Annotated in this window: 10 protein-coding genes; 8 read left to right on the plus strand and 2 right to left on the minus strand. The window is 70.5% G+C overall.

All coding sequences use genetic code 11. The features are described from left to right. Positions 1-201: 201 nt before the first annotated feature. Both rplJ and rplL read left to right on the plus strand, forming a co-directional pair. The gene (gene rplJ / locus ITJ56_RS03785) at positions 202-717 is read left to right on the plus strand and encodes a 50S ribosomal protein L10 (protein WP_123655473.1); all 516 of its coding nucleotides are present in this window, start codon (positions 202-204) and stop codon (positions 715-717) included. A gap of 54 nt (positions 718-771) precedes the next feature. Continuing rightward, a complete protein-coding gene (rplL, locus tag ITJ56_RS03790) occupies positions 772-1,155 on the plus strand; it encodes a 50S ribosomal protein L7/L12 (protein WP_194627797.1) in 384 nt (127 codons plus the stop codon). A gap of 357 nt (positions 1,156-1,512) precedes the next feature. Here rplL and ITJ56_RS03795 read toward each other — a convergent pair whose 3' ends face one another. Beyond that, positions 1,513-2,937 carry an amino acid permease gene (locus ITJ56_RS03795; protein WP_194627798.1) on the minus strand — a complete coding sequence of 475 codons (1,425 nt, stop codon included), beginning with the start codon at positions 2,935-2,937 and terminating at the stop codon, positions 1,513-1,515. A 143-nt stretch (positions 2,938-3,080) separates the two neighbouring features. On the opposite strand from ITJ56_RS03795, the gene ITJ56_RS03800 reads away from it, so the two are divergent. The 5 genes from ITJ56_RS03800 (at position 3,081) to ITJ56_RS03820 (ending at position 9,749) form a co-directional block, all read left to right on the plus strand. After that, on the plus strand, positions 3,081-4,955 hold the full coding sequence (locus tag ITJ56_RS03800) for an ABC transporter ATP-binding protein (protein WP_194628188.1): 1,875 nt from the start codon (positions 3,081-3,083) through the stop codon (positions 4,953-4,955). Between the two features lie 157 nt (positions 4,956-5,112). After that, positions 5,113-6,477 (plus strand): cystathionine beta-synthase, encoded by a 1,365-nt coding sequence (locus tag ITJ56_RS03805; RefSeq protein ID WP_194627801.1) that lies wholly within the window; start codon positions 5,113-5,115, stop codon positions 6,475-6,477. Positions 6,478-6,491: 14 nt separating this feature from the next. Then, positions 6,492-7,637: a cystathionine gamma-synthase gene (locus ITJ56_RS03810; protein ID WP_194627803.1), complete on the plus strand. Its 1,146-nt coding sequence runs from the start codon at positions 6,492-6,494 to the stop codon at positions 7,635-7,637. A gap of 108 nt (positions 7,638-7,745) precedes the next feature. After that, positions 7,746-9,146, plus strand: coding sequence for an MFS transporter (locus ITJ56_RS03815; RefSeq protein WP_194627805.1), 1,401 nt, complete (start codon positions 7,746-7,748; stop codon positions 9,144-9,146). Between the two features lie 30 nt (positions 9,147-9,176). Then, positions 9,177-9,749, plus strand: coding sequence for a substrate-binding domain-containing protein (locus ITJ56_RS03820; RefSeq protein ID WP_194627807.1), 573 nt, complete (start codon positions 9,177-9,179; stop codon positions 9,747-9,749). A gap of 59 nt (positions 9,750-9,808) precedes the next feature. On the opposite strand, the gene ITJ56_RS03825 is transcribed toward ITJ56_RS03820, so the two are convergent. After that, entirely contained in the window at positions 9,809-10,390 is a 582-nt protein-coding gene (locus ITJ56_RS03825; RefSeq protein ID WP_194627809.1) for a TetR/AcrR family transcriptional regulator, read from the minus strand. Between the two features lie 228 nt (positions 10,391-10,618). Here ITJ56_RS03825 and ITJ56_RS03830 point away from each other — a divergent pair, with 228 nt between their 5' ends. Then, complete coding sequence (locus tag ITJ56_RS03830) at positions 10,619-11,875, plus strand: multidrug effflux MFS transporter (RefSeq protein ID WP_194627811.1); 1,257 nt, start codon at positions 10,619-10,621, stop codon at positions 11,873-11,875. The last annotated feature ends 8 nt before the right edge of the window (positions 11,876-11,883 follow it).

An 11,883-nucleotide genomic window follows, 5' to 3' on the forward strand; every position in this document is an offset into this window, starting at 1 on the left:
TCGAAGCCAAAGACCGCCGGATGTCGTGCTGCTTGCAACGTGTTTGTGAACATCGTGACCGAAGGTCCTCATCCGTGAGGCATCCCGCGCAGGTGTTCCGAACCACTCCTTCCGTTCGCGGGGGAGCAGCTCCGAGCCTCTGCGCCGGAGCTTTTTTCGTGTGTGGGCCTGGGGCTGCCGGCAAGAACCCCAAGGAGAACCATGGCGAACAAGGAAGCTGCGGTCGCCGAGCTCACGGAGTCCTTCCGTAGCTCGAACGCCGTTCTGCTCACCGAGTACCGCGGTCTCACGGTCGCGCAGCTCAAGGAGCTCCGCAACTCGATCCGTGAGCACGCCACGTACGCCGTGGTGAAGAACACGCTGACCAAGATCGCGGCGAACAACGCCGGCATCTCGTCGTTCGACGACGAGCTCGCCGGTCCGTCCGCTCTCGCCTTCGTCCACGGTGACACCGTCGCCGTCGCGAAGTCGCTGCGTGCATTCGCCAAGGCGAACCCCGAGCTCGTGGTGAAGGGCGGTTACTTCGACGGTAACCCGCTCACCGCGACCGAGGTGGACAAGCTCGCCGACCTCGAGTCCCGCGAAGTGCTGCTCGGCAAGCTCGCCGGCGCCTTCAAGGCCTCGCTGTTCGGTGCTGCGTACCTGTTCAACGCACCCCTCTCGCAGGCCGTCCGCACCGTGGACGCCCTTCGCGAGAAGCAGGAGTCCGCGGCCTGACCAGGCACGCGTTCCACACCCACACCACGCATCAGTAAGTAGTAGGAGAAAATCATGGCGAAGCTTTCGCAGGACGAGCTCATCGAGGCCTTCAAGGAGCTCACGCTCATCGAGCTCTCGGACTTCGTGAAGAAGTTCGAAGAGGTCTTCGAGGTCACCGCTGCTGCCCCCGTCGCGGTCGCCGCGGCCGGTGGCGCTGCTGCCCCCGCCGAGGAGGTCGAGGAGAAGACCGAGTTCGACGTCGTGCTCAAGTCGGCCGGTGACAAGAAGATCCAGGTCATCAAGGAGGTCCGTAGCCTCACGTCGCTCGGCCTGGGCGAGGCCAAGGCGCTCGTCGAGACCGCCGACGCCAAGGTCCTCGAGGGTGTCAACAAGGAGACCGCCGACAAGGCCAAGGAGGCCCTCGAGGCCGCCGGCGCCACGATCGAGCTCGCGTAGTCTCGACCGTTTCGGTCACGAAGGCCGCTGCCCCTCGGGGTGGCGGCCTTCGTCGCGTGCGGGGCGTGTGTGCGGGCGGCGGGCGCGCGGGTGCGGGTTGCTTTCGTGGAAGCGACACTTTGCCGCCGAAGGTTCACGGGGAACTGTCGCCTTCACGGCATCGCCTGACCTCGCTTGACGAGATCTGTCGCTTTCGCAGTGCACACGGCTCGGGCCTGGAGGGGCGGCCGCTTTCCACAGATCGACTCCCGGTGTCGAAACTGATCGCCCCGAGCGACAGAGTGCTGTCGTGCACCCCGCCCTCGCGGTCGATCTCCTCGCCACTCGGAATTTCGGCCGGGGTGGGCGGCGGGCGGGTCAGCGCAGGGTGCTGTGGCGGCGGCCGTAGGCGAGGTAGAGCAGGGCGCCGGCCACCATCCAGATGCCGAACGCGATCCAGGTGGTGACGCCGAGGAACACCGCGAGGAGCACGCAGCTGAGGGCGCCGAGGACCGGGACGACGGGGAACAGCGGGACGCGGTACGAGCGCTCGAGGTCGGGCTTCGAGCGGCGGAGCACGATGACGGACACGTTCACCAGGGCGAAGGCCACCAGGGTGCCGATGCTCGTGGCGTCCGCGAGTTCCCCGAGGGGCACGAGCGCGGCGACGATCGTCACCGCGATCCCGATGATGAGCGTGTTCGCGATGGGGGTCCCGGTGCGGCGGGACACCCGGCCGAACACCTTCGGCACCAGGCCGTCGCGGGACATCGTGAGCAGGATGCGGGTCTGGCCGTACAGGACGGTGAGCACGACACTCGCGATCGCGACGACGGCTCCGATCGAGAACACCAGGGCGACGAGGGGCTGCCCGGTGACGTCCACGACGATGCGGACGAGCGAGGCCTCGGACGACGAGAACGCGGTCCAGGAACGCGCACCGATGGCGGCGATCGCGACCAGGATGTACAGCGTCGTGATGAGCACGATGGACCAGATGATCGCGCGGGGCAGGTCGCGGCGGGGGTTCTTCGCCTCTTCACCGGCGGTCGACGCAGCGTCGAACCCGATGTACGAGAAGAACAGTCTCGACGCAGCGGCGGTGACCCCGGCGGCACCCATCGGGGCCAGCGGCTCGAAGTTCTGCGCCCGGAACGCCGTGAACGCCACGACGACGAAGAAGACGAGCAGGGCGATCTTCACGATCACCATGACGGTGTTGACCCAGGCGCTCTCGCGGGCACCCGGAAGCAGGACGACGGTCGCGAGCAGGACGAGGACCGCGGCGGGCAGGTTGACCACGCCGCCGTCACCCGGGGGAGCGGACAGCGCGGTGGGCAGGTGCAGCCCGAACACGCGCAGGGTCTCGTCGACGTACTCGCTCGCGCCCACGGCCACGGCGGCCACCGAGACGGCGTACTCGAGCACGAGGCACCACCCGCAGATCCAGGCGATGCCCTCGCCCATCGTGGCGTAGGTGTAGGAGTAGCTCGACCCGGAGGTCGGGACGGCGCCGGCCATCTCGGCGTACGACAGCGCCGACAGCAGCGCCGCGATGCCCGCGAGGACGAACGAGATCCACACCGCCGGTCCAGCGAGCGGCACGGCGGTCCCGAGCACCACGAGGATGCCGGTGCCGAGCGTCGCGCCGACGCTGATCATCGTCAGGTGCCAGACGCCGAGCGAGCGGCGGAGCGGTGCCCCGTTCACGCCGACGGCTGCCTCGGCCTGCAGCTGCTCGATCGGCTTGCGGCGGGCGAGCTGTGCCCGCAGGGACGTGGGACGGGACGGCGCGGACGACATGGGACCTCGGTGGTGCGGGGACGGGGACGGCACATGCTCGCACGCCCCCTGAACGGGGTCAAATGCCACCGGGGGCAGCGCCGGTACCTTGTCCACAGCCGGACGCCGATGCCCGCCGACGGGGATACGGTTGCTCCATGAGCATGGGACCCAGCGGCCGGGGTGGTGGCCCGCGCGGCAGTGGGCGCATCTCGAGCGGCGACTTCCGCGCGCAGAAGGCCGCCAACGCCGAGGCGCCGAAGATCCCGCACCTGGTTCGACGCATCGCCGCGCTGTTCGAGCCGCACCGCCGGGCGATCGTCCTGACGGTCGTGCTCGTCCTGATCGGTGCGGCCGTCTCGGTCGTGCCGCCGCTGCTCACCCAGCAGGCGTTCGACCGCGGGCTGTTCCCGCCGTCCGGCCGACCCGACGTGCCGGTGCTGGTCGAGCTCGTGACGGCGATGGTCCTGCTGTGGATCGCGAGCGCCGGCGTCGGCGTCTGGCAGACCTACCTGACCGCGACGGTGGGCAACAAGGTCATGGGCGCGATGCGGATGCGCCTGTTCGCGCACCTGCAGCAGATGGAGCTCGCGTTCTTCACCCGCACGAAGACGGGCGTCATCCAGTCCCGGCTGCAGAACGACGTCGGTGGCGTCGCGAGCGTGCTGAACAACACGATCTCGTCGGTCCTCGGCAACACCGTGACCGTGATCGCGGCCGTGGTCGCGATGCTGCTGCTGAGCTGGCAGATGACCCTGGTCGCGGTGGTGCTGCTGCCGTTGCTCGTCATCGCGCAGCGCCGGGTGGGGCAGGTCCGCGCCCGGATCGCGGGGCAGACGCAGGAGTCGCTGTCGGACATGACGGCGATCACGCAGGAGGCGCTGAGTGTCTCGGGCATCCTGCTCGCGAAGAGCTTCAACCAGCAGGCGAGCGAGACCCGTCGCTACGGTGACGAGAACCGCAACCAGATCACGCTGCAGGTCCGGCAGCAGATGTCCGGGCAGTGGTTCTTCGCGATCGTGCAGATCTTCCTGTCGATCATCCCGGCGATCATCTACGTCGTCGCCGCGTACCTGATCATCGGCGACGTCCCGATCACGGCCGGCACGATCGTCGCGTTCACGACGGTGCAGTCGCGCCTGCTGTTCCCGACCGTCGGGCTGCTCCGGGTGGTGCTCGACCTGCAGACCTCCGGCGCGCTGTTCGCCCGCATCTTCGAGTACTTCGACCTGAAGCCCGCGATCACGGACTCGCCAACCGCACAGCCCGTCGACGAGACGAAGGTCGGCCACGTCGCCTTCGAGGACGTCGTCTTCACCTACCCCGACGGCGAAGCCGACAAGCCGACGTTGCGTGGAGTGTCGTTCGAGCTCCGACCCGGGCAGTTCGCGGCGTTCGTCGGTCCCTCCGGTGCCGGCAAGACGACGGTGTCCTACCTGGTGCCGCGGCTGTACGAGGCGACCGAGGGGTCGGTGCGGTTCGCGGGGCAGGACGTCCGCGACCTGGCGCACGAGGACCTCATGCGGCACATCGGCATCGTCAGCCAGGAGACGTACCTGTTCCACGCCACCATCGGCGAGAACCTGCGGTACGCCAAACCCGGTGCCTCGGACGACGAGCTCGAGCGGGCGGCCAGGGCGGCGAACATCCACGACACGATCGCGTCGTTCCCGGACGGCTACGCCACCGTGGTGGGGGAGCGGGGCTACCGGCTGTCCGGCGGTGAGAAACAGCGCATCGCCATCGCCCGCGTGCTGCTCAAGGACCCGCCGGTGCTCGTCCTCGACGAGGCCACGAGCGCGCTCGACTCGATCTCCGAGCACGTCGTGCAGACCGCGCTCGATGCCGCCGCGGCGGGCCGTACGACCATCTCGATCGCGCACCGTCTGTCGACGATCCGCGACGCGGACGTCATCTTCGTCCTCGACCACGGCCGGATCGTCGAGCAGGGCACGCACGACGAGCTCCTGGCGCTCGACGGCACCTACGCGCAGCTGCACCGGCAGCAGAACACGTCGGCGGACGCCGTCCGCCCCTGACGCCGTCCGTCCCGCGGTCCACCTGACCGGGTGACGGACGGGAGGCCCCTGCCCGCCCGCCACGGGCCTCCCGTCCGCCGCGCAGCGCGACCAGGGCGCGCTGTCCGCGCACGACACATCCCAGCGGGCCGGCGGGGCAGCGTCCTAGACTCTCGCCGTGCGTTACGCGAACTCCGTGGTCGACCTCGTCGGCGACACACCGCTCGTCAAGCTCAACCGGGTCACCGACGGGGTGCGGGCGACCATCCTGGTGAAGGTCGAGTACCTGAACCCCGGTGGGTCGTCCAAGGACCGCATCGCCACGCGGATCCTGGACGCGGCCGAGGCGTCTGGTGACCTGCGACCAGGCGGCACCATCGTCGAACCGACGTCCGGCAACACCGGGGTCGGCCTCGCACTCGTCGCGCAGCAGCGCGGCTACCGGTGCGTCTTCGTCCTGCCGGACAAGGTCGGCGAGGACAAGCGGAACGTCCTCACTGCCTACGGCGCCGAGATCGTCGTCACCCCGACCGCCGTCGCGCCGGAGCACCCGGAGTCGTACTACTCCGTGTCGGACCGGCTCGTCCGGGAGATCCCGGGCGCCTACAAGCCGAACCAGTACGCGAACCCGAACGGTCCCCGCAGCCACTACGAGACCACCGGTCCGGAGATCTGGCGCGACACCGAGGGGCAGATCACCCACTTCGTCGCCGGTGTCGGCACGGGCGGCACCATCTCGGGTACCGGCCGGTTCCTCAAGGAAGTCTCCGACGCTCGCGTACGCATCGTCGGCGCCGACCCCGAGGGCTCCGTGTACTCCGGTGGCACCGGCCGTCCCTACCTGGTCGAGGGCGTCGGCGAGGACTTCTGGCCGGGTGCCTACGACGCTGGCGTACCCGACGAGATCATCGCGGTGTCGGACGCCGACTCGTTCGCGATGACCCGGCGGCTCGCCCGCGAAGAGGGCCTGCTCGTCGGCGGGTCCAGCGGCATGGCGGTCGTGGCGGCCCTCCGCGCGGCCCGCGACCTGACCGAGGACGACGTGGTCGTGGTCCTGCTGCCCGACGGCGGCCGCGGGTACCTCGGCAAGATCTTCAACGACCGGTGGATGCGCTCGTACGGCTTCGCCGAGACCGATGACGAGCGCACCGTGGGGTCGCTCATCGCGGGCAAGGACGGCCGCCTGCCCGACCTCGTCCACGCCCACCCGGCGGACACCGTGCGTGACGTCGTCGACATCATGACCAAGTACGGCGTCTCGCAGATGCCGGTGCTCAGCGCCGAGCCGCCCGTCGTCATCGGCGAGGTCGTCGGCGCCGTCGAGGAGAAGGCGCTGCTCGAGCAGGTCTTCACCGGCACCGCGAAGATGGCGGACGCGCTGTCCGGCTTCGTCGGCGACCCGCTGCCCCTCATCGGCGTCGGCGAGTCCGTGTCGTCGGCGCGTCGTGCCCTCGAGTCGGCGGACGCGCTCCTGGTCGTCGCGGACGGCAAGCCCGTCACCGTGCTGACCCGGCACGACCTCCTCACCTACCTCTCCGAGTAAGGAACCCAGCGAGCATGACCGAGTTCAGCACCCGCGCCGTCCACGCCGGCCAGGAGCCCGACGAGACCACCGGCGCCGTCATCCCACCGATCCACCTGACGTCGACGTACGTGCAGGACGGCGTCGGCGGCATGCGCAACGGCTACGAGTACTCGCGTGCCGGCAACCCGACGCGCGACTCGTTGCAGACGCTCCTCGCCGACCTCGACGGCGGCGTCGCGGCGTCGTCGTTCGCCTCCGGCCTCGCCGCCGAGGACGCCCTGCTCCGCGCCGCGCTCGTCCCCGGCGGCCGGGTCGTGATGGGCAACGACGTCTACGGCGGCACCCATCGCCTGGTCAACCGGCTGCACGTGCCGTGGGGCGTCGAGCTCGTCGTCGTCGACATGAGCGACCTCGACCAGGTCCGCGCCGCACTGCAGGGCGCACCGGCGACGACGGTGCTGTGGGTCGAGACGCCGACGAACCCGCTCATGAAGATCGCCGACATCGCAGCACTGGCGACCCTCGGGCACGAGTCCGGCGCGCTCGTCGTCGTCGACAACACCTTCGCATCGCCGTACCTGCAGCAGCCGCTGTCCCTCGGTGCCGACGTGGTCGTGTACTCGACGACGAAGTACCTGGGTGGGCACTCGGACGTCGTCGGCGGCGCCGTCGTGCTGGCGGACGAGGAACTCGCCGCGAAGGTCCAGTTCCTGCAGTTCGGCGCCGGAGCGATCTCGTCGCCGTTCGACGCGTACCTGACCACCCGCGGCATCAAGACGCTCGCGCTGCGGATGGAGCGACACTCCACCAACGCGCAGGCCGTGGCCGAGGCGCTCGTGGTCGCACCGGGTGTCGAGCGCGTCTACTACCCGGGTCTCACCGACCACCCGGGGCACGACGTCGCGGCACGGCAGATGCGCGGGTTCGGCGGCATGCTGTCCGTCGCACTGTCCGGCGGCGCCGAGGCCGCGAAGCGGTTCGCTGAGTCGACGGAGCTGTTCTTGCTCGCCGAGTCGCTCGGCGGGGTCGAGTCGCTCATCGGGTACCCGAGCGAGATGACCCACGCGTCGGTGCAGGGCACCGAGCTCGCCGTCCCGGAGAACGTGGTGCGGCTGTCGGTCGGCATCGAGGCCGCCGGTGACCTGGTGGCGGACCTGCAGCAGGCGCTGTCCCGCTGACCCGGCTGTCCCGCTGCCCGCCTGCGGTCGAACCGCTGAACCGGATCGTGGCAGCGGGGACCGGTCGCTCCGGCCGCGCGCCGTCGTGCCTCGCCCTACGATGATCGGGTGAGCACAACGGCGTCGCGGACGGGTCTGCTGAGCGGACCGTACGCCCTCGCGACGGTCGGCATGGTGGCCATCGTCGGCGTCGCGGCGTTCCAGAACTTGGCGATGACGACGATCATGCCGGTGATCAGCCGCGACCTCGACGGCGAGACCCTGTACGCGCTGGCGTTCGCGGCGCCGCTCGCCGCTGGTGTGCCGGGCATGGTGCTGGCGGGCAACTGGACTGACCGTGCCGGCGGGCGCATCGTGGCCTGGGTGTCCGCGGTCTTCTTCGCGGTCGGCACGGCAGTGGTGATGCTCGCGCCGACCATGGAGGTGTTCCTGGCCGGCCGGCTGCTCGAGGGCTTCGGTGCGGGGGCGATCGACGTGGTGCTCTACGTGCTCGTCGCCCGCATCTTCCCCGCCGCGCTGCACGGACCGGTCTTCGCCGGGTTCGCCGCGGCGTGGGTCGTCCCCGCACTCATCGGTCCGGCCCTCGCCGGCATCGTCACCGACGCGTGGAACTGGCACTGGGTCTTAGCCGGGGCGCTCGCCATCGCCCTCGTCGCGTTCGCCCTGCTGGTGCCGACGCTCGGCCGGTTGCACGCTCCGCCAGCGGCGCTGCGACCGCCGTGGCAGCGGGTGCGGATCGGGTGGTCGGTCGCGGCAGCCGTGTCGATCCTGCTCCTCAACGTCGCGCCGGACCTCCCGCCCTCGGGCACGGTCGCGGCGGTGCTGATCGGACTCGTCGGGACGTGGTTCGCGCTCCGGCCCCTGCTGCCGGCGGGGACCTTCCGCGCGGCGGCGGGGCTGCCGTCGGTGGTGCTGTTGCGCGGGCTGGTGGCGGCGTCGTTCTTCGGCAGCGAGGCGTACGTGCCGTTCCTGCTGCAGGCCGAGCACGGACTGTCCGCGTCGGCCGCCGGGCTCGCGCTGACGGTGGCCGCGCTGAGCTGGGCGGCATCGAGCTGGGCGCACGGACGGCTGGGGGAGCAGCGGCTCACCGCCCGGCGCACGTTCGGGGTCGGGCTCGCGCTGGTCCTGGTGAGCCTGCTGACGGCGTTCGCAGTGGCCGCGCTCGACCTGCCCTGGTCGGTGCTCGTGGCCGGATGGTTCGTCGGAGGTGCAGGCATGGGCGCGATCTACCCGCGCGCCTCGATGCTGACGCTGCGGTTCTCCGGCGAGGGCGACGACGGATTCGCGAGTTCCGCGCTCACGATCGCGGACTCGGCTGGCAGTGTCATCGGCCTCGCGGTGACGGGGCTGCTCTTCACCGCGACCGGGGGTGCCGACGGCACGGTGTCGTTCACCCTGGTCTTCGCCGCGATGATCAGCTTCGCGGTGCTCGCCGTCGCCGCCGTCCGCCGACTCGGACCCGTGCCCGCGCCGGCAGGGCCGTCGCCGCACGCACCGGCGTCCGGGTAGCGTGGCAGACCGGACCGAAGAGGAGACACCGTGCTGCGCATCGTCGCCGTGACCGTCGCCCTGGCGGCGGCACTCTCCCTGGCCGGGTGCCAGGGCACGACGTCGGCAGCGCCCACTCCCGTGCAGAGCACCGACCTGACGAGTTCCGACGGCGGCTTCGCCGAGCATGCCGTGATCGGTGTCGTGCTGGTGCACGAGGACGCTGCCCTCGCCGACGGACTGCGCACCGGACTCACCGACGCCGGATTTCGACCGGACGTCCGCGTCGCATCGGCGACGGGCGCAGCGTCGTCCCAGCGGACGGCTGTCGCCCAACTCGTCCGGAAGGGCGCGAAGGCGCTGCTCGTGCACGCGGCCCGACCGTCGACGCTCACCGGTGTGGTCCAGACCGCCCACGACGCCGGTGTGGTGGTGGTCTCCCTCGGCGACCCGTTGCCCGCGACGGGGACGGGTGGCGACGGGGTCTCCGCGGACTACCGGGTGCCGTCGGGCGCGGACGACGACGACCTGGCGGCAGCGGCGGTCGAGGTGGTGCAGTCGCTGCAGCGCGGGGAGAAGCCGGAGACGAACCCGGCCGAGGGCGACAGCACCGACGCCGAGTAGGCGCTCTCCGGGTCAGTGCGGCCGCGGCTCAGTACGGCTTCGGGTCGGTGCGGATCAGCTCAGCTCCACCAGGCCGGGAACGACAGCGTGATCGTCTCGACCAGGGCCTTCCGCGACCGCCGGGGACCGGCGAGCCAGGCCTCGATCGCCCCGACGAAGCCCTGCGCCACGAAGCCCGCAGCGACGTCGTCCAGGAGCTCGGGGCGGCGGGCGGCACCCAGCTCACGGATGAGCAGGGCGCTCGACACGGTGAAGTGCTCGACCAACAGCCGGTGCAGCGAGGCGTCGTTCGGGTCGGGGAGCCCCTTGCCGTAGATGTCCCGGTGCGTGGTCACGTGCTCGACGACGGCGTTGATCCCACGCCGGGTGATCGCCGTGAACTCGGCAGCGTCCGCACCCCTGGCGGCGGCCGCACGGCGCTCGTCGGCATCGTCCTGGCGGATGCGGTCGAGTTCCGGGGTCAGGACGTCGGCGAGCAGTGATCCGGGGGAGACGGCGTGCGAGTAGAACGTCGCCCGGTTGATGCCGGCGGCGCGTGTCACGTCGGCGACGGTGATCTCCGACACGGGTCGGTCCGCCGCCAGTCGCAGGATCGCCTCGCGCAGCGCAGCCGTGGTGTGCAGGATCCGGGCATCCACCATGACACCCACCCCCTCTTCTGGTCCGGTTCACCCGGTGCCCCCGAGCAGTCCGACGGTACCGCATGGTGCGGTCGTCACGGGGGCCGGTCGCCAGCCAGAACACGCGGGGCACGTGGATCGAGGGCGTCGAGCGCGCCCGTCCGACCGTAGGATGGTTCCACGGACGAATCGATTCGATCGATCCCGTGATCACCGCTCCCGCCCTCACCGTCGAAGGACTCCTGTTTCGTGACCGCGCCCGCCACCACCGGTTCGCTCCGTGTCGTCCTGCACCCCGGAGACTCCCTCTCCCGCGGGCAGCGACTCGTCTACGTCTTCGTCCTGGGTGCCCTCACGGCGCTCGGGCCGTTCACGATCGACCTCTACCTGCCGGCGTTCCCGGCGCTCAAGGAGCAGTTCGGTGTCACCGACGGCGCCGTCCAGCTGACGCTCACGGCAACGACGCTCGGCTTCGCCATCGGGCAGCTCCTCGTCGGCCCGTGGAGCGACAAGGTCGGTCGCCGATTGCCACTCATCATCGCGACGACGGTGCACATCGCCGCGTCCATCGGTGCCGCGACGGCACCGAACATCGAGCTGCTGGCGATGTTCCGCGTCCTGCAGGGCATGGGGGCCGCGGCGGGCGGCGTCGTCGCGATGGCGACGGTCCGCGACCTGTTCGGCGGCAAGCCGCTCGTCCGGATGCTGTCCCGACTGGCGATGGTGAACGGCCTCGCGCCGATCCTGGCGCCGCTCATCGGGTCGCAGATGCTGCAGTTCACCAGCTGGCGCGGGATCTTCGTCTTCCTCTCCTTCTACGGTCTGGCCGTGGTGATCGCCTCGATCCTGCTCATCGTCGAGACGCTGCCGCCGGCTCGTCGCCGCGAGGCCGGCCACTCCACCATGAGGCAGCGGTACAAGGCCCTGTTCTCGGACCGGATCTTCGTCGGTGTCGCGCTCATCGGGGCCATGGTGTTCAGCGGCCTGTTCTCGTACCTCAGCGCCTCCCCGTTCCTGTTCCAGCAGGTCTACGGCCTCGACGCGCAGCAGTACGGACTGCTCTTCGCCGTGAACTCCGTCGGGGTCGTCCTCGGTGTGCAGATCTCGGCACGGCTCGCACAGCGCGTCGGCCCGCAGTGGATCCTGGCCTGCTCGACGGCGACGCTGCTGCTCGCGTCGATCGCGATCATCGTCCTCGACCAGCTCGGCGCCGGACTGGTCGGCGTGCTCGTACCGCTCTGGTTCTTCATCGCCGCGTGCGGGTTCTCGTTCCCGCTCGTGCAGGTCATCGGACTCGCCGCCCACGGGAAAGAGGCGGGGACCGCCGCGTCGGTGCTCGGCGCCCTCAACTTCGGGGTCGCCGGTCTGATCTCGCCCGTGGTGGGCTGGCTCGGCATCACGACCGCCACCCCGATGGCGATGGTGATGGCGTCGACCGCGGCCGTCGCGGTCATCATGCTGTGGGTCGTGGTGCGGCCGCGGACGGTCCCGGCACTCACCCACTGACGACAGGG

It is taken from the genome of Curtobacterium sp. VKM Ac-1376, from assembly GCF_015351025.1.
Lineage (GTDB): Bacteria > Actinomycetota > Actinomycetes > Actinomycetales > Microbacteriaceae > Curtobacterium.

Coding starts and splice junctions, on each gene's coding strand:
- ITJ56_RS03795 (WP_194627798.1), bottom strand. CDS start 2,937: ATGTCGTCCGCGCCGTCCCGTCCCACGTCCCTGCGGGCACAGCTCGCC.
- rplL (WP_194627797.1), top strand. CDS start 772: ATGGCGAAGCTTTCGCAGGACGAGCTCATCGAGGCCTTCAAGGAGCTC.
- ITJ56_RS03810 (WP_194627803.1), top strand. CDS start 6,492: ATGACCGAGTTCAGCACCCGCGCCGTCCACGCCGGCCAGGAGCCCGAC.
- ITJ56_RS03825 (WP_194627809.1), bottom strand. CDS start 10,390: ATGGTGGATGCCCGGATCCTGCACACCACGGCTGCGCTGCGCGAGGCG.
- ITJ56_RS03800 (WP_194628188.1), top strand. CDS start 3,081: ATGGGACCCAGCGGCCGGGGTGGTGGCCCGCGCGGCAGTGGGCGCATC.
- rplJ (WP_123655473.1), top strand. CDS start 202: ATGGCGAACAAGGAAGCTGCGGTCGCCGAGCTCACGGAGTCCTTCCGT.